We start from the raw sequence: 17,421 nt of genomic DNA on the forward strand, positions 1-17,421 counted from the left end.
GTCCTGTCTCGCCTGCCGACTCTGCCCAACAGCCGGATCGGCGAGTTGCTACCGCATCGCTGGGCGCCAGAATCCGCCACCTGAATCAGAAATCAACCTGAGTTCGCCGGGCGCTTACCTTTGTGACGCAATTGCAAGCATTCGTAACATTGGTACCGGACGGTATGCCGGTACTCCGACCTCGGCGTTATGTGGGGCAAGATCATCACGTAACGAAAGGTTTTACCATGCGCAAGCGCCTGATTCTGGCGGCACTGCTGAGCAGTTTTCTGACCGGCTGTGTCGTCGCGACGACCCCTTATTACCCGGGTGAGGTGGTGCGCCATGCGCCGCCGGTACGCTACGAATATCCCGGCCATCCACCGGCGGCTGGTTATCTGTGGATTGGTGGTAACTGGACCTTGGTGGGGCATCGCCATGAATGGCGACCGGGCTATTGGTCGCCACCGCGTCCGGCGCATCGCTGGGTCGAGCCGCCCAGAGGGCACGAGCGGCACCGGTATGCGGTCCCCGAGTCGCGCCACGATTGGTCGCGTCACGAGCGCCACGATCACCGGCGGGATGATCGCAGACATGACCGCCGGGGACCGGGCGACTGGCGCTGAAGTGTCTGGCTAGGCGGTGAAAACTGCCTGCCAGAGCGCGTTGACCGCAGTAATGTGCTTTTCGATCTCGTCTCGGGCAACAGGTGCCTTCGGCGTGGCTGAAAGGCGCTTGGCGTGTTGCAGGCGGCGGTACTCGCGGTAGGCGTTGCCGGTTGCCGCGGCCTGTTGTGCATCGATCAGCCCGAGTTCGCCGGCCATGCGCAGCAGTGCGATATTGCCCAGATTGCCGGTCAGTGTTGCATGCTGATGCGCGTAACCGAGGACCAGGTACTGGACGATGAATTCGACATCGATGATGCCGCCGCGGTCGTGTTTGAGATCGAAGTGTGTTTCGCTGTTCGAGGCGTGTGCATCGAGCATTTTCTGGCGCATCGCGATGACTTCGTCGCGTAGTTTCGGGATGTCGCGCTGCTGGCGCAGGATTTCTTCGCGGATGGCTTCAAAGCGAGCACCTACTTCCGGATCGCCGGCGCAGAAACGGGCTCGGGTCAGTGCCTGATGTTCCCAGACCCAGGCATGGTTCAGTTGATAGTCACGGAAAGCATCGACGGTGACCGCCAGCATCCCGGCATCGCCATTCGGGCGCAGGCGCAGATCGGTCTCGAACAGGATGCCGGCTGGCGTCTGGCTGGATAGCCAGGTGTTCAGACGCTGCCCGAGGCGGGTGTAGTTTTCCTGGGCGTCCTGATCGTCGTCGTTGTAGAGATAGACCATGTCGAGATCGGAAACGTAGCCGAGTTCTTTGCCGCCCATCTTGCCGTAGCCGATGACGGCGAATTTCGGCGTATCGCGATGCCGATGCTTGATCTTGCTCCAGATCAGCGGCAGCGTTTCCTGAACAATGTTGTCGGCCAGTTCGGTCAGGTGGTCGGACAGGCTTTCGATGGTCTGCAGACCAGCCAGATCCTGCGCCAGCAGGCGGAAAACCTGGGCGTGGTGCATCTCGCGCAGAATGTCCATTTCGCGTTCGGTATCGCCGGCGTGGTCGGCTAGATTGCGCCGCAACTGATTGCGGAAACCGTTCCAGTCGGTGGCAATTTCGTAGAGCCGTGGGTCGAGCAATTCGTCGAGCAGCAACGGGTGACGGTTCAGGTAATCGGTGGCCCAGGTCGAGGCGCAGACCATGTCGGCAACCCGGCGCAGCGCCATCGGATATTGCTGCAGCAGTGCCAGATAGGAGCCGCGGCGGGCGATGCTCTCGAGGAAGGCAATGCCGCGGACCAGCGTGGTGTCCGGGTCGGCGGTTGCGCCGGCGGCTTCGATCAGGCGCGGGCCGACGGCATCGAGGCGCTGCCGGTTGGTCGCCGGCAACTGCTGGTAGCGACTGGAGGCGCGCAGGTCGCAGAGCCGGCTGATCGCTTCCTTGGGGCGGCGGAAGCCGAGATTGCCGAAGGCTTCGATGGCGGTGTCTTCGTCGAGCTGGTTCAGCCACAGGCCGGTCAGTGGATGTTCGCCGGATTCCGGGTCGGAGAAGACAGCATCGAATTGCTGGCTGACCCGGCTGCGGTGTTGGTCGAGCACCAGCAGCAAGGCATTCCAGTCGGCAAAGTCCATGTTGCGGGCGATGCGTTCGCGGTCGCCCGGATCGCTCGGCAGCATGTGCGTCTGCTTGTCCTCAACATATTGCAGGCGATGTTCGAGGCGACGCAGGAAAACATAGGCTTCGTGCAATTCCTTTTCCGTTTCGCCGGTGATCAATTGTCGCTCAGCCAGCAGCTTGAGCACCGACAAGGTCGGGCGAATCTGCAAAGCGGGGTCGCGCCCACCGCGAATCAGCTGGAAGACCTGGGCCAGGAACTCGATTTCGCGAATCCCGCCGGGCCCGAGTTTGATGTGATCGACCATGTCCTTGCGTGCGACTTCGCGACGGATTTGCGCGTGCAGGTCGCGCATGGCGTTGATCGAACCGAAGTCGAGGTATTTGCGGAAGACGAAGGGGCGCGAAATCTTGCGCAGCGCATCCATCCAATGGCCGATTGCCGCACCGTCGGCATTCGGGCCGGCGTTCATCACGCGCGCCTTGATCCAGGCGTAGCGTTCCCATTCGCGGCCTTGCGTGACGAAGTAGTTTTCCAGCGAGTCGAGCGAGCAGACCAGTGGGCCGGAATCGCCGTTCGGACGCAGGCGCATGTCGACGCGAAATACCTGGCCGTCGGCGGTCAGGTCGCCGAGTGCCTGGATGACGCGCTTGCCGAGGCGGGTGAAGAAATCGTAGTTTTCAATCGACTTCGGACCGGCAGTGTCGCCTTCTTCCGGGTAAATGAAAATGTAATCCACGTCGGACGAGACATTGAGTTCGCGCCCGCCCAGCTTGCCCATGCCGATGACCAGCAAGCGTTGTGGCTGGCCGGCTGCATCGAGCGGTTCGCCGTAGGTGGCGACCAGTTGGCGATGGTAATAGTCGAGGGCAAAGTTGGTGGTGACGTCAGCCAGCATGGTCATGCTTTCGACGATTTCTGAAAGCGGCGCCAAACCGCACAGATCGCGCAGGGCCAGGTGGGCCATGGCACGCTGGCGCAGGCGGCGCAGCGTGGACTTGAGTGCTTCGTCGTCGGCGAAATTCTGGCGCAACGGAGCAAGCAGCAAATCTTCGGACAGCGGTTGCAGCCAGGTTGATTTCAACTCTGGAATCAGCGTCGGATGCGCCTGCAGCAGATTGTTCAGGTAACGGCTGAGTTCCAGCGCGGCTTGCCAGCGGGGGTCTAGGGTGGTGTCCATGAGATTCGGTCGGCTCCTGGCCGAGAGGGTAAAATAGCGGCTTCGATTTTAGTTTCCCGATTGTAGTGATCTCAGACCGTATCTGGCAAAGCGACGTGACGCTTGAGTAATTCGTCCGGCCCTCATCTTCCCGAAGTTTCTCCAGCGGTGCACCGGGTGCTTTATTACCGGCTGCACGGCCTGCGTGCCTTGCTGGCCCGGCCTTTTGTCGCCGCTGCCCTGCGCCTTCTCGGCTGGGGTTTGCTGGCCGGCTGGTTATTGTTCGTGGTGCTGGTGCTGGTGCTGCGTTTTGCCATCCTGCCCAGTATTACCGATTATCGGGACGAAATTGAGCGTGCAGCCACCCAGGCCGTCGGCCAGCAAGTCAAGATCGGGCGCATTGCGGCGTATTGGCGCGGGTTGAACCCGGAGTTGGTGCTGGATGATGTGGCTTTGCTTGATCAGAACGGCGAACCGGCCTTCTCTCTGAACCGGGTCGACAGCGTGCTGTCCTGGCAAAGCCTCTGGCGTCTGCGGCCGATGCTGGCCTTGCTGGCTTTCGAGCAGCCGGTGCTGCATATCCGGCGCGATGTCGATGGCAGGATCCGGATTGCTGGCCTGAACTCGGAAGGCGACAGCGATCCTGCCATGCTGGAATGGCTGCTCGAACAAAAGAGCATTCGCATCCACGACGCCACCATCGTCTGGGAAGACGCCATGCGCCAGGCGCCGCCGCTGATTCTCGAGGATTTGCAGTTCGGCCTGGACAATCGCGGGCGGCGCCATCGTTTCGGTTTTTCTGCCGCGCCGCCGGAAGCACTTGCCGCACGGGTCGATGTGCGCGGTGAGGTGCTGGGCGATGTGCACGATGCGCTGGAGAGCTTTGCCGGCCAGCTTTTTGTCGAACTGGCCTACGCCGATCTGGCGGGCTGGAAGCCGTGGGTCGATTACCCGATGGATTTGCCGCAAGGACGCGGTGCTTTGCGCATCTGGGGCGATCTTGCGGCCGGTGCCGGCCGTCTGACCGCCGATCTGGCCTTGAGTGAATTGCACATACGGCTTGGCGAGTCGCTTCCCTTGCTCGAACTGACCGATCTGCGCGGCCGCCTGAAGGCGGAGTACAAGGCGCTAGCCTGGGCGCTGGCCGGTCAGCAACTGGAATTGCAGACAGCAGACGGCGTGCGCTTGCCGCCAACCGATTTCAGGCTGGATTGGCGCCAGGCCAATGCTGCCGGAGCAGCGACCATTCCTGCGGTCAACGGCAATGCCAGTGCCAATTTGCTCGATCTCGATGTGTTGAGCCAGTTGGCCACCTACTTGCCGCTCGACGCGCGTAGTCGCCAGTTGTTGCTGGCGCATGCGCCGCAAGGAAAAATTTCTGAATTGCGTACCAGTTGGGGCTTGCAGGGCGACCAACTGACCCGTTACGCGCTGGCTGCCCGTTTTGCCGATCTCGGTGTGCGGGCCGCCAGTTATGTGCCCGGTGCCAGCGGCTTGTCCGGCAGTATCGATTTGAATGAAAAGCGCGGCCTGCTTTTGCTCGAAGCCGGGCAATCCGGCCTTTCCCTGCCGGCGGTTTTCCCGGAGCCGGACATGGCGTTCGACAGCCTCAAGGCCAGGGTGAGTTGGGTGAATGCACCGGAAGCCTTGGACATCCAGATCGAGCGCCTGGCGTTTTCCGGCCCGGATGCGACAGGCGATGCGCAGGGAACATATCGCTACAGTGGCGATGGGCCCGGTGAGATCGATTTGCAGGCGAATATCGAAAAAGCCAATGGCAGCGCGGTCTGGCGCTACATGCCGCATGCCGTGAATAGCGACGCGCGGACCTGGCTGCGCCACGGCATCGTTGCCGGTACAGCCCACCAGGGGAAACTTGTACTCAAGGGCAATCTGAAGGATTTTCCCTTCCGCGACCCGTCGACCGGAAAATTCCTGGTGACCGGCAAGGCCAGGGATGCCAAAGTGCATTACGCCGATGGCTGGCCGGATATCGACGCCATTTCGGCCGATATGAGCTTCGATTACGGCATGCGGATCAAGGCGCATGCCGGGAATATTCTTGGTGCCGGGATTTCGGCGGTCGCGGTGGAGATTCCCGATTTCGATGTGCCGGATGAAATGCTGCTGGTCCGGGGGGCGGCGCAGGGGCCAACCAGCGAGTTTCTCGATTTCATCGAGCGCAGCCCGGTGGCCGAAACGATCGACCGCTTTACCGAGGGCATGAAGGCGCAAGGCAATGGCCGGCTCGATCTGGAGCTCGACATTCCGCTGCGTCGGCCACATCAGACGCGCGTTCGTGGCAAGTACCATTTCCACGACAATCAGGTGCATCTGGTCGATGGCTTGCCGATGATCACGCAGGTTAATGGCAATCTCGAATTGAGCGAAAAATCGGTGGCGGCCAAGGAGATTACCGGTCGTGGTTTCGGTGGTCCGCTCAAGGTGCAGATCGGCAGCAATGCCGGCAAGGTCGCGGTGGTCGCGAGCGGCACCGCGAATATTGCCGAAGTGAGCCGTCACTTCGAGTGGCCGCTGATCAATCATTTGACTGGTTCGACGCCCTGGAAGGCTGAAATCGGTATTCGCAAGCGCAGTGCCGATGTATTGGTGACCTCCGACCTGGTCGGTATCAGTTCGCCCTTGCCGGATCTGCTCAACAAAACTGCGACCAGCCGTTTGCCATTGCGCGTCGAGCGGACGGCCCCCTCCGCAGCCGATGAGCGTTATCGGATTACGCTGGGCAATGTGGCGCGTGGCATCGTTGTGCGGCGTGCCGGCAAATGGGCACAGGGGGCAATTGCGCTGGGTGACAGCGAGTTGACGTTGCCGGAGCGCGGCTTGGCGGTACGTATTGCTTTGCCGGAGATCAATGCCGATGCGTGGCGCAATTATCTGCCGGCCCAGGGAGCGGCCTCGGACGGGGCCGCCGATGATGGTCTGGCGCTGACCCAGGTCAGCCTTAAAACCCCCGCTTTGCGCCTGCTGGGGCGTGATTATGCGCAAGTTAATTTGTCGCTCAAGCCGCAGGATAACGGTTGGCTGATCGGGCTCGATACGCGTGAGGTGGCTGGCGATCTGCTCTGGCGCGGGGCTGGAGATGGCTGGATCGAGGGACGTCTGCGGCGTCTTCATCTCAGCTCGGCGACGGCGGGTGGCGATACGGCTTCGGCGACCGACTCCTTGCCCGGCATGAGTCTGCAGGTCGACGACCTGTGGCTGGATAAAAAGGCGCTCGGCCATCTTGAGCTGCGGGCGCGTAACCAGCGCGGCAGCTGGCAACTGGAAAAGTTGCGTTTGCGTAATCCGGATGGCGAACTGGTCGGCAGCGGGCGTTGGACGCAGGAGGGTCGGCAGCGGACGGATCTGGAATTCGTGTTGACCACGAACGATATTGGCAAATTGTTGATGCGTCTCGGCTATGAAGACGCGGTGCGTCAGGGCAAGGCCAGTCTGTCGGGCGATTTGCGCTGGAATGGCGCGTTGACCGCGCTGGATTACGCTTCTCTGGCCGGAGATTTGCAGGTCAAGGCAGAAAAGGGGCAGTTCAACAAGCTGGAGCCGGGGGTTGGTCGCCTGCTCGGCCTGATTTCGCTGCAATCGCTGCCGCGTCGGTTAACCCTGGATTTTCGCGATCTGTTCAGCGATGGTTTGGCTTTCGACAGCATCGACGGCAAACTGGCCGTCGAGGCTGGCGTGATGAAAACGCAAGGTAGTTTGAAGATCAGTGGTCCGGCAGTTCAGGTCGTGATTGATGGCAAGACCGATTTGCAACAGGAAACGCAGGATCTGCAGGTGCTTGTCCGGCCGGAAGTCGGCGGGCTGGCTGCTGTTGGTGCTGCTGCACTGGTCAATCCGGCTGTTGGCGCGGCGGCGCTGGTGGCCAATACCATCCTGCAAAACCCGCTGAACCGCTTGTTCAGCTACCGCTATCATGTGACGGGTACCTGGGATGATCCGCAGGTCAGGAAGGCCGGCCAGATTGAGGAAATCCTGCCGGCAGCCAGCGAGGAAGAGAAACGATGAGTTTGCAGAATTGCCGCATTGCCGCGATCCAGATGGTTTCCGGCCCACGGGTCGAGGAAAATCTTGCCGTTGCCGGTCGATTGGTCGAAGACGCGGTGGGGCAGGGCGCACAACTGGTCGTCTTGCCGGAGTATTTTCCGATCATCGGTGCCGCCGACGCGGACCGGGTCAAGGCGCGTGAAGACTTTGGCAGTGGACCGGTACAGACCTGGCTGGCCGAAACCGCGCAACGGCACGGCATCTGGATTTTTGCCGGCTCCCTGCCGTTGACCGCAAGTGTGCCGGACAAGATGCGCAACGCCTCGCTGGTCTTCAATCCGGTCGGCGAGTGTGTTGCCCGTTACGACAAGATTCACCTGTTCGGCTTTCGCAAAGGCGACGAGTCCTACGATGAGGCCGCGTTTATCGAGGCCGGTGAGCAGCCTGTTGCGGTCGACACGCCGTTTGGCCGGATTGCCCTGTCGATCTGTTACGACCTGCGTTTCCCCGAGCTTTACCGGGCGCTGGCGCCGGTCGACCTGATTCTTGTGCCGGCTGCTTTTACCGAAACGACCGGCCGGGCGCACTGGGAAATCCTGCTGCGCGCCCGCGCCATCGAGAACCAGTGCTACCTGTTGGCCGTCGGACAAGGCGGTCGGCATGAAAACGGTCGCCAGACGCACGGCAACAGCATGATCATCGACCCGTGGGGCGAGATCCTTGATCGCAAGCTGAAGGGGCAGGGCGTCGTCATCGCCGATCTGGATCATCAACGTATTGCCGAAATTCGCGAGAGCCTGCCGGCGCTCGCCCACCGTAAATTAAAGGATGTGTCATGACCCAAAAAAGCGCGCTGGCGCAAGCTGAATCTCTGTTGCTGGCCCCTTTTTCGCTGACTGAACGCGACTTGGCGCGGACCTTCGGACAAATCCTGAATCATCAGGTCGATTACGCCGATCTCTACTTCCAGTATTCGCGCTCCGAAGCCTGGAGCCTGGACGAGGGCATCGTCAAGTCGGGCAGTTTCAATATCGACCAGGGAGTTGGCGTGCGTGCCATTTCTGGTGAAAAGACGGCCTTTGCCTACTCCGACGATATCAGTTCGCAGGCGCTGGGCGATGCGGCGGCGGCGGTGCGGGCGATTGGCGCGGCCGGGCAGAATGGCGTTTTGCCGGTATTCAGCGCGTCGACCGCGGCACGTTCGCTGTATCTGCCGAACGATCCCATTTCGTCGCTGCCGGCCGATGCCAAGGTCAAATTGCTGGAACGTTTCGAGGGCTTTGCCCGGGCCATCGACCCGCGGGTATTGCAGGTCAATGCGTCGATTGCCGGTGAGTACGAGGTGATTCTGGTTGCCGGTTCCGATGGTCGTCTGGCAGCCGATGTGCGGCCACTGGTCCGTTGCTCGATCTCGGTCATCGTCGAGGAAAACGGCAAGCGCGAGCAGGGCGCCTCGGGCGGCGGCGGGCGTTTTGATTTTGCCTACTTCAGCGACGAAGTACTGCAGCGCTATGCGCAGGAGGCCGTGCATCAAGCCGTGACCAATCTGCATGCCGAACCTGCGCCGGCTGGCCAGATGACTGTGGTGTTGGGCGCTGGCTGGCCCGGCATCCTGTTACACGAAGCGGTCGGCCACGGCCTGGAAGGCGATTTCAACCGCAAGGGCAGTTCGGCCTTTGCCGGGCGGATCGGTGAGCGGGTGGCGGCGAAGGGCGTGACCGTGATCGATGACGGTACGATTGCCGAACGCCGCGGGTCGCTGAATATCGACGATGAAGGCAATGCCACGCAGCGTACCGTACTGATCGAGGATGGCATTCTCAAGGGCTATTTGCAGGACAGTATGAACGCCCGTCTGATGGGGGTCGGTCCAACCGGCAACGGGCGCCGCGAGTCGTTCGCCCACCTGCCGCTGCCGCGCATGACCAATACCATGATGCTGGCCGGTGAGCGCGATCCGCAGGAAATCATCCAGTCGGTCAAGAAAGGCATTTATGCGGCCAATTTCGGTGGCGGCCAGGTCGATATCACCAGCGGGAAATTCGTTTTTTCGATGAGCGAGGCTTATCTGATCGAGGACGGCAAGATCACCCGGCCGATCAAGGGGGCGACATTGATCGGCAACGGGCCGGATGCCATGACCCGCGTTTCGATGATCGGCAACGACCTGAAACTGGACCCCGGTGTTGGCACCTGCGGCAAGGAAGGACAGAGTGTTCCGGTCGGTGTCGGCCAACCCACATTGCGTATTGATGGACTGACGGTGGGCGGAACGGCATAATTCCATTTTGTTAAAAACCCGGAGTCCATTCATGCGTGCTTTCCTGTTGCTGGCCGGTTTGTTGGCAAGTGCCCCGTTATTTGCCCAGGCTCAGACCGCGGCCCAAGAACGCATGAAAGCCATTCAGGCGGATCCGGCGGCTTTGCAGGCTGCTGTGACGGCCGGGAAAAAGGCCAGTTTTTTCTGTGCCAACTGCCATGGTGAAGGCGGTGTCGCCAAAACGACTGACGTTCCCAACCTTGCCGGACAAAATCCTGGCTATCTGCTTGAGCAGATCCGGAAGTTCGGTAGCGGGGAGCGCAAGGATCAATTCATGCAAGGATTGATCAAGGTGCTGAAGGACGAGGAGCGTGTCCAGATCGCCCTTTACTACGCCAGCGTGACGGTACCGCCGTCTCGTGCTGATGCAACGCAGGTGGCACGTGGCAAGGTCATGTTCGACAAACTGTGTGCGCGCTGCCATGGCGAGAATGCCCGCGGCCATGAACTCTATCCGCGTCTGGCCGGTCAGCAGCAGCCGTATTTGCAGAAATCGATCACGCATTACCGCGATGGCACCGGGATACGCAACAACCAGTTGATGTCGATCGCAACGGCGCCGTTGAAAAATGAAGATATCGTCGCCTTGTCGCATTATCTGACGCAACTGCCCTGATCTCGCTCTGCCGTCGGCTTCCGGTAGAATCGGCAGTTTTCGGCAACGAGTGGATGGTTCTGGATATGGCAGCGCACAGCACGGCAGCAGGCAAACCGGTTACTGATGATGTACGGATCAGTGAAATCAAGGAACTGGTACCGCCCACCCACATTTTCCGGGAATACCCGCTTTCCGAAGCGGCGGCCCAGGCGACCCACGTCGCCCGGCAAGCCATTCACCGGATTCTGCACGGGGCCGACGACCGGCTGCTGGTGATCATCGGCCCCTGTTCCATCCATGACTACGATGCCGCCATGGAGTACGCCCGGCGATTGGTAAACGAGGCTGAAAAGCATGTGAACGATCTGGTGATCGTCATGCGTGTGTATTTCGAGAAGCCAAGGACAACCGTCGGCTGGAAGGGCTTGATCAATGATCCTCGCATGGACAACAGCTTCCTGATCAACGAAGGCCTGCGTCTGGCGCGCCGTATCCTGCTTGAAATCAACGAACTCGGCCTGCCTTGTGCGACGGAGTTCCTCGATACCATCACACCGCAATACACGGCGGACCTGATTGCTTGGGGCGCCATCGGGGCGCGGACCACCGAGTCGCAGATACATCGCGAACTCGCTTCCGGCCTGTCTTGTCCGGTAGGTTTCAAGAACGGTACCGATGGCAACATGCGTATCGCGGTCGACGCCATCCGTTCGGCAAATTCGCCGCATCATTTCCTGTCGGTCACCAAGTCTGGCCATACCGCCATCGTCTCGACCATGGGGAATGAGGATTGTCATGTCATCCTGCGCGGTGGCAAGGAGCCTAATTTCGATGCGCCGAGCGTTGATGCAGCGGCGCAGGAAATTGCCAAGGCCGGCCTTGCGGCGCGTTTGATGGTCGATTTTTCGCACGGCAACAGTCGCAAGCAATACAAGTTGCAGATGGAAGTCTGCAGCAGCGTGGCAGCACAACTGGCGGCTGGCGAGGAACGCATCATGGGCGTCATGGTCGAGTCGCACCTGGTCGAGGGGCGTCAGGATTTGTCGCCGGAGAAGCCTTTGACCTACGGGCAGAGTATTACCGATGCCTGCATCAGTTGGGATGACAGTCTGAGCGTGCTTGAACAACTGGCGGCGGCGGTGCGTGCCCGGCGCCTGGTCGAGGCTGCTGAGTAAATCTATAGGTCGAGAAAGATGCCGACTTCACTGCTGCGTGCCAGTGTGTCGGCGTAGCCGAGATCAATCAGCGTTCGGGTAAAGCGTTTTTCGAACAGCAGATAACTGGTCAGGGCACCGCCGTGACGGTTCAATGCCCCGATGCCGCCAAGCAGCATCTTGATGGCGCCAGGCAAGGCGTCGGCGTGCTCAGCAGCGATCCGGTCAATGCGTTCGGAGGGCGAAATCACCAGCGTTTCCAATGGGCGCAGCTTGATGTCGGTCTGTTCCCGGAGATTGTCCGGAATGGCGGCAAGCGTCCGATTGATGCGCTGTATCCGTTCAATGTCGACCGCAAGACCGTCGACAAAAATGCTGGCCAGGGCGTGGCCGGCAATTTGCGCCAGCGACGGATATTCATCGCCCTTGGTGCGCTCGTGTTTCTCGTTTTTCCGATTGGCACCAACAATGAGCAGTCGTTCGGCCCCCAGATGAATGGCAGGTGAGAGCGGCGCCAGTTGGCGCATTGAACCATCGCCAAAATATTCCCGGTTGATGCGGGTTGCCGGAAAAATGAAGGGAATGGCGCTTGATGCCAGCAGGTGCTCAACCCCAAGTTCGGTGCGCATGCCGATACGCTGGAAGCGATGCCAGGGCGTCGCGCTGGGATGGGCCTGGAAAAAATTGATGTTTTCACCCGACTCGTAACCGGATGCCGAGATGCTGATGGCGTGTAAGGCGCCCTTGGCGATTGCGCGCTCAATACCGGAAAAATCTACATTGCGCCGGAGCAGTGCGTGTAGCGGTGCGTTATCGAGCAGGGAGCGGGGTGGTTTGCCGAGCAGCCAGCCCAGAGTCAGTGCTGATAACCAGCGTGTACCGGATAGTGCAACCCCGAGTGGGTCGGTGCGGTAAATGTCGCCAGCGTGCATGTTGCGCCAGAAGCTGGCGAGAATACTTGTGGCTTTGCCGAAATGCTCAGCCTGACAGGCCAGACCGACCGCGTTGATGGCGCCAGCGGAAGTGCCGCAGATGATGGGGAACGGATTGTGCCGCCGGTTTTTTGAAAGTTTGGCAATTGCCAGCAGAACGCCTACCTGATAAGCCGCGCGAGCGCCGCCGCCGGTCAGGACGAGCGCGGTCCCGATGCCTTTTTCTGTCTGCTGATCCTGCTTCAATCCAGTTGGTGCCGGGGCTTGTCTGTCCGGCAGGGTAGTTTCAATAGCATGGCGGGATTGTGCAGGTGGCGATACGAGCTGTGTGGGGTATGGTGACCGACATCGAGCGCCAGACTGCGGGCGATGTGCATGTGGGGAAAACTTCGACAAGTCGGGCACAGATTATACAATGGGTCATGCTCCGTACCGATGATCACAGCCGCGACAGTGCCGGCCTCCGCTATGTCTATCCCGTTATTTCTCGCCGTGCTGGCGGGGTGTCGGTCGGCATCAATCTGAATCCGAACAATGCCTGTAATTGGGCCTGTGTTTACTGTCAGGTGGAAGGCTTGACGCGCGGTGGGCCGCCACCGATTGATCTGGATTTGCTGGAGCAGGAACTCTCGGGCTTTCTTGAGGCTGTGCTGCACGGCGATTTCATGCAGCGTTGTGTGCCGCTCGAGGCGCAGCGTCTGATGGACATTGCCTTTTCCGGCAATGGCGAGCCAACTTCGTCTCCCGAGTTTCCTGGTGCAGTGGCGCGAGTGGCGCGGGTGCTGAGCAATTTTTCCCTGAACCTGCCGCCGCGTCTGATTACGAATGGCAGTTTGTTGCATCGTTCCGACGTTCAGTCCGGCATCCGTCATCTGGGGAGTCTGGGGGGGGAGGTCTGGTTCAAGCTGGACCGGGCTGGTGCCGACGAAATTCAGGAAATCAACGGGGTCCCCGGCGCACCGGAAAAAATTTCCCGCGCCCTCGAAACTTGTGCCGGTTTGGCTCGAACCTGGGTGCAAACCTGCTGGTTTGCGCTCGATGGCGATCCGCCGTCTGCTGGTTCGGTTGATGCGTATTGCCTGTTACTGCGCCCGTTGGCTCACCAACTGGCTGGCGTTCATCTGTATGGTTTGGCGCGCCCCTCAATGCAGGCGGCAGCCAGTCGTCTGACCGCCCTGCCTGAACCGGATATGCAATTGTTCGCTCGGCGGATCGAAATTGAAACGGGCCTCAAGGTGATCGTCTCACCCTGAAGCCCGTTGTCGGGTTGCTGCAGCGCCTTGCGGCGCGGAGGTCAGGCTGCTTTCTTGGCGTGGGTACGAGCCGATTTTTTCAGCGATTTGAACAGTTCCGGTTCCTGCTGCTTCAAGTACTCGACCACTTCCAGGTCTTCACGCTTGATGGTCTTTATGTCGATTTGCTCAACGTGCACCAAGCGGAGCAGTTCGCGAACCGGTTTCGGCATGTTGCGACCGCTTTCGTAACGGGAGCCGCCACTCTGGGTTACACCCAGCGCGGACCAAAATTGCTGTTGATTCAGACCGAGCTTGCGGCGGATTTCACGAGCGTCGATTTTTTCGATGGTTTTGACGGAAGTCATGGTGCTTTCTCTCCTATGCTGTTCGATTTGATATAACCGTCTGTCTTAAGTGGGTATTACTTAAGTCATATGAAAATTTTATATCTATCTATGACGTTCGGCAAGTGTCAAAGCCATAAATTTTGTCAAATAGGGCAATAGTTTTTTTCATTCGGCAAAATTTTTGGTTTTTCCCGTTGCTTTGATCGGCTTCAATTGCCTCCTCGCTTGCCGCCCATGCTTCGGCCCTTTGCGAATTAGCCACCTTCATCTAAGATCGCTCGAATAACGACGAAACTGAATCAAGGAGAGAAAAATGCTGGTCAAGGAAATACTGCGTGTCAAAGGTGGTGCGCTCTACACCGCAACCCCCAGGCAGTCACTGGCCTCGGCCATTGATGTCATGGCTGATCTGGATGTCGGCTCTTTGGTCGTCATGGATGCCGGGCAGATGGTGGGTGTCGTGACCTTTCGCGAGGTATTGAAAGCACTGAAGACTGGCGGGCTCCAGCGGGATGCGCTGATCGGTGATGTCATGGTGGCCGATCCGGTGATCGCCTTCCCGGACATGGATGCCAATGATTTGCGCCGCCTGATGATCGAAAAACACTCGCGCTACCTTCCCGTAGTCGACCAAGGTGAGCTACTCGGTGTGATCTCGTTTCTTGATGTGGCCAAGGCTGTGCTCGAGGAACAGAGCCTGGAGAATGCCCTGTTGAAAAATTACATCAAGAATTGGCCGGAAGAATCAGCAGCCTGAATTGGTCAAGCCGGGAGGGCGAAGCCGGCATGGTAAAATCCGCCCTCCTCAAAACGGTGTGAGCTCGCATGTCCGGCAATACTTTTGGCACTCTTTTTACCGTCACTTCCTTTGGCGAATCGCATGGCCCGGCAATCGGCTGCGTGGTTGATGGCTGTCCACCGGGGCTGATGCTTTGTGAGGCAGATATCCAGATCGAGCTGGATCGTCGCAAGCCCGGAACCTCGCGCCATGTTACGCAGCGGAGAGAGCCGGATAGTGTGGAAATCCTGTCCGGGGTGTTTGAAGGCAAAACGACCGGTACGCCAATTGCCTTGCTGATTCGCAATCAGGACCAGCGCAGCAAGGATTACGGCAATATTGCTTCGACTTTCCGTCCGGGGCATGCCGACTATACCTACACGCAGAAATATGGATTTCGCGATCATCGAGGCGGTGGGCGTTCGTCTGCCCGTGAGACAGCCGTGCGTGTTGCAGCGGGGGCGATTGCCCGGAAGTGGTTGAATGAGCGTTACGGGGTAACGGTACGCGGTTGGATGAGCGCCCTTGGGCCGATCGAAATTCCTTTTGTTTCCGCCGCCGAAATTGATGGCAATGCTTTTTTTGCCCCCAATGCCGCCATCGTGCCGGCGCTGGAAAACTATATGGACGATCTGCGCCGATCACTGGATTCTGTGGGGGCGAAAATCACGGTGACCGCCAATGGTGTGCCACCAGGTTGGGGCGAGCCGGTTTTCGACCGGCTGGATGCCGAGATTGCGCATGCAATGATGGGTATCAATGCCGTAAAAGGCGTGGAGATTGGTGCGGGTTTCGCATCCATTGCCCAAAAAGGCAGTGAGCATGGCGATGAGATGACCCCGGCAGGTTTTGCCAGTAATCACGCTGGCGGCATCCTTGGCGGTATTTCTACCGGCCAGGAAGTCGTGGTCAACCTGGCGATCAAACCCACTTCGTCGATTGCCCAGGCACGGCATTCGATTGATGCCAGTGGGCAGTCAATTGAGGTCGCCACGCAAGGTCGGCACGATCCCTGTGTCGGTATCCGGGCAACGCCGATTGCCGAGGCGATGCTGGCCCTGGTGTTGATGGATCACGCAATGCGGCATCGGGCGCAATGTGGCGATGTCGTATGCCAGACGCCGCGGATTCCAGGAAAAGTCGCGTAAAATCTTTCGTTTTTTTCCGCGCCACAGCGGATATATAAAGCCTTAGGGAGAGAACCATGCAAGTTGAACACCACGATCTTCTCAGCGAATTCCCGGAATTTGCCGATGCCATCAGCGCCTTGAAAGAGGGAAATGCCCATTTTGGCCGCTTGTATGCCACTTACCATCGTTTGACCGGCAAGGTCGAAAATCTGGAAGAGCACGACATGCCGGTCGCCGATTTCACCCTCGAAGACATGAAGAAACAGCGCGTCAAGTTGAAGGATGAGCTTTACCACATTCTGTTGGCTTACCGCGCCGGGCAGCAGGCAGCCAAGTAAGTGCAGTTTCCCCGACAGTGCATCCGCTAGAGGTGCTGGATGCATTTGCTGCCACGTTGGCGCCTGTCGGGCTATTATTTTTTCTATTTCGCCTTCATTGGCGCCTTCTCGCCGTATTTCGGCCTCTACCTCCAATCCCTGAAGTTTTCGGCCTGGGACATTGGCTTGCTGATGTCGCAGATGCAGTTGATGCGCCTGTTCGGCCCCAATCTGTGGGGCTGGCTGGTTGACCGCTTTGGTCGCCGGGTGGCCATCATTCGTCTGGCCGGCGTGGTTGGCCTGGCGGGCTTCATGGCTTTTTTCTGGCTTGACCGCCTGCCCGGCATGCTGGTGGCGATGGCGGTGCTGGCCTTTTTCTGGAGTGCCGCGCTACCGCTGGTTGAAACGCTGACTTTTGATCATCTACGCGAAGAGCGTGGGCGCTACAGCAGTATTCGTCTGTGGGGATCGGTCGGTTTCATCGTTGCAGTCATGGGAACCGGGGCCTTGCTGGACTTTGTTGCACCGGTTGGTGTGCTCTGGGTGTGCACTTTCATTCTGCTGGGTATCCTGGGGGTTGCGCTGGTCTTGCCCGAGGCGGCGCAGAGTCATTCGTTGGCCAGTGAGCAACCGATTGCCCAGGTGTTGCGTCAACCCAAAGTGCAGGCGTTGATGTCGGCCTGCTTTGCCATGTCGGCGGCGCATGGCGCGTTCTACGTTTTTTATTCCATCCATCTCGATGCCAGCGGCTACACCAAGACAGAGGTCGGTTTGCTCTGGTCCTTGGGGGTTCTTGCCGAAATCGTGGTGTTCATGCTGATGCCGCGTATTGCCCGCCGTTTTTCATTGCGCGATATTTTGTTGCTCTGTTTTGCGGCGGCCGTGTTGCGCTTCTTGTTGATGGGCTGGGGGGTTGAGTCCGCCGCGGTGATGATTTTTGTCCAGTTGTTGCACGGCTTGACCTTTGGTGCTTATCACGCCTCGGCCATTGCTGCGGTCAACCAGTGGTTTCCAGGAAAATCGCAGGGGCGTGGGCAAGCGCTTTACTCCAGTTTGTCGTTCGGGGCTGGTGGCTTGCTGGGGGCCTTGATCAGCGGCTGGACCTGGGATGACTGGGGGGCTGGCTGGACCTTTTCGCTTGGTGCGGTATTTGCGCTGGCAGGTTTTCTGCTGATCTACCGTTGGGTGGGGCAGGATGCTGTCCCTCAAGGGGGCTCTGTGCCGGGCGCGGTCGACGTGCGCAAACCGGAAAAAACGTCAGATCCTGTGCAATAATTCAAGGCTTTATTGCACACCTAGAGTT

14 protein-coding genes are annotated in these 17,421 nt (G+C 59.4%); 11 read left to right on the forward strand and 3 right to left on the reverse strand.

Translation table 11 applies throughout. From position 1 onward, the window contains the following. Window positions 1-191: 191 nt before the first annotated feature. Window positions 192-605 (forward strand): hypothetical protein, encoded by a 414-nt coding sequence (locus RCI20_RS05985; RefSeq protein ID WP_306603659.1) that lies wholly within the window; start codon window positions 192-194, stop codon window positions 603-605. A 9-nt stretch (window positions 606-614) separates the two neighbouring features. Here RCI20_RS05985 and glnE read toward each other — a convergent pair whose 3' ends face one another. Further along, window positions 615-3,323 (reverse strand): bifunctional [glutamate--ammonia ligase]-adenylyl-L-tyrosine phosphorylase/[glutamate--ammonia-ligase] adenylyltransferase, encoded by a 2,709-nt coding sequence (gene glnE / locus RCI20_RS05990; RefSeq protein WP_306603660.1) that lies wholly within the window; start codon window positions 3,321-3,323, stop codon window positions 615-617. Between the two features lie 102 nt (window positions 3,324-3,425). On the opposite strand from glnE, the gene RCI20_RS05995 reads away from it, so the two are divergent. The 5 genes from RCI20_RS05995 to aroG are packed head-to-tail and all read left to right on the forward strand — an operon-like array spanning window position 3,426 to window position 11,400. Then, the gene (locus tag RCI20_RS05995) at window positions 3,426-7,328 is read left to right on the forward strand and encodes a YhdP family protein (RefSeq protein WP_306603661.1); all 3,903 of its coding nucleotides are present in this window, start codon (window positions 3,426-3,428) and stop codon (window positions 7,326-7,328) included. Further along, window positions 7,325-8,146: a carbon-nitrogen hydrolase family protein gene (locus RCI20_RS06000; protein WP_306603662.1), complete on the forward strand. Its 822-nt coding sequence runs from the start codon at window positions 7,325-7,327 to the stop codon at window positions 8,144-8,146. Before RCI20_RS05995 ends, RCI20_RS06000 begins: the two co-directional genes overlap by 4 nt. Next, window positions 8,143-9,588, forward strand: a complete 1,446-nt coding sequence (gene tldD, locus RCI20_RS06005) for a metalloprotease TldD (protein WP_306603663.1) — start codon at window positions 8,143-8,145, stop codon at window positions 9,586-9,588. Before RCI20_RS06000 ends, tldD begins: the two co-directional genes overlap by 4 nt. Window positions 9,589-9,619: 31 nt before the next feature. Next, window positions 9,620-10,243, forward strand: coding sequence for a c-type cytochrome (locus RCI20_RS06010; RefSeq protein WP_306603664.1), 624 nt, complete (start codon window positions 9,620-9,622; stop codon window positions 10,241-10,243). Between the two features lie 53 nt (window positions 10,244-10,296). Then, a complete protein-coding gene (aroG, locus tag RCI20_RS06015) occupies window positions 10,297-11,400 on the forward strand; it encodes a 3-deoxy-7-phosphoheptulonate synthase AroG (RefSeq protein WP_306603665.1) in 1,104 nt (367 codons plus the stop codon). 2 nt (window positions 11,401-11,402) lie between these two features. Here the strand turns inward: aroG and RCI20_RS06020 are convergent, their stop codons facing one another. Next, on the reverse strand, window positions 11,403-12,557 hold the full coding sequence (locus RCI20_RS06020; RefSeq protein ID WP_306603666.1) for a patatin-like phospholipase family protein: 1,155 nt from the start codon (window positions 12,555-12,557) through the stop codon (window positions 11,403-11,405). A gap of 176 nt (window positions 12,558-12,733) precedes the next feature. Between RCI20_RS06020 and RCI20_RS06025 the strand changes: the two genes are divergently transcribed. Beyond that, window positions 12,734-13,564: a radical SAM protein gene (locus RCI20_RS06025; RefSeq protein ID WP_306603667.1), complete on the forward strand. Its 831-nt coding sequence runs from the start codon at window positions 12,734-12,736 to the stop codon at window positions 13,562-13,564. Window positions 13,565-13,605: 41 nt separating this feature from the next. Here the strand turns inward: RCI20_RS06025 and RCI20_RS06030 are convergent, their stop codons facing one another. After that, window positions 13,606-13,911, reverse strand: a complete 306-nt coding sequence (locus tag RCI20_RS06030; protein WP_306603668.1) for a DNA-binding transcriptional regulator — start codon at window positions 13,909-13,911, stop codon at window positions 13,606-13,608. A gap of 295 nt (window positions 13,912-14,206) precedes the next feature. Between RCI20_RS06030 and RCI20_RS06035 the strand changes: the two genes are divergently transcribed. From RCI20_RS06035 to RCI20_RS06050, 4 genes are all read left to right on the forward strand, one after another. Beyond that, window positions 14,207-14,650, forward strand: a complete 444-nt coding sequence (locus RCI20_RS06035; RefSeq protein WP_306603669.1) for a CBS domain-containing protein — start codon at window positions 14,207-14,209, stop codon at window positions 14,648-14,650. 68 nt (window positions 14,651-14,718) lie between these two features. Next, window positions 14,719-15,819, forward strand: coding sequence for a chorismate synthase (gene aroC, locus RCI20_RS06040; RefSeq protein ID WP_306603670.1), 1,101 nt, complete (start codon window positions 14,719-14,721; stop codon window positions 15,817-15,819). Window positions 15,820-15,875: 56 nt separating this feature from the next. Next, complete coding sequence (locus tag RCI20_RS06045; RefSeq protein WP_306603671.1) at window positions 15,876-16,139, forward strand: YdcH family protein; 264 nt, start codon at window positions 15,876-15,878, stop codon at window positions 16,137-16,139. Between the two features lie 45 nt (window positions 16,140-16,184). Further along, window positions 16,185-17,393, forward strand: coding sequence for a major facilitator superfamily domain-containing protein 6 (locus RCI20_RS06050; RefSeq protein ID WP_306603739.1), 1,209 nt, complete (start codon window positions 16,185-16,187; stop codon window positions 17,391-17,393). Window positions 17,394-17,421 lie beyond the last annotated feature (28 nt).

The sequence above is a fragment of the Azonexus sp. genome (genome assembly GCF_030824335.1).
Classification (GTDB): Bacteria; Pseudomonadota; Gammaproteobacteria; order Burkholderiales; family Rhodocyclaceae; genus Azonexus.

Bases quoted from the DNA above. Each gene is read 5' to 3' on its own strand.
- glnE (WP_306603660.1), bottom strand. From the start codon at position 3,323: ATGGACACCACCCTAGACCCCCGCTGGCAAGCCGCGCTGGAACTCAGC.
- RCI20_RS06000 (WP_306603662.1), top strand. From the start codon at position 7,325: ATGAGTTTGCAGAATTGCCGCATTGCCGCGATCCAGATGGTTTCCGGC.
- tldD (WP_306603663.1), top strand. From the start codon at position 8,143: ATGACCCAAAAAAGCGCGCTGGCGCAAGCTGAATCTCTGTTGCTGGCC.
- RCI20_RS06010 (WP_306603664.1), top strand. From the start codon at position 9,620: ATGCGTGCTTTCCTGTTGCTGGCCGGTTTGTTGGCAAGTGCCCCGTTA.
- aroG (WP_306603665.1), top strand. From the start codon at position 10,297: ATGGTTCTGGATATGGCAGCGCACAGCACGGCAGCAGGCAAACCGGTT.
- RCI20_RS06025 (WP_306603667.1), top strand. From the start codon at position 12,734: ATGCTCCGTACCGATGATCACAGCCGCGACAGTGCCGGCCTCCGCTAT.
- RCI20_RS06030 (WP_306603668.1), bottom strand. From the start codon at position 13,911: ATGACTTCCGTCAAAACCATCGAAAAAATCGACGCTCGTGAAATCCGC.
- RCI20_RS06035 (WP_306603669.1), top strand. From the start codon at position 14,207: ATGCTGGTCAAGGAAATACTGCGTGTCAAAGGTGGTGCGCTCTACACC.
- aroC (WP_306603670.1), top strand. From the start codon at position 14,719: ATGTCCGGCAATACTTTTGGCACTCTTTTTACCGTCACTTCCTTTGGC.
- RCI20_RS06045 (WP_306603671.1), top strand. From the start codon at position 15,876: ATGCAAGTTGAACACCACGATCTTCTCAGCGAATTCCCGGAATTTGCC.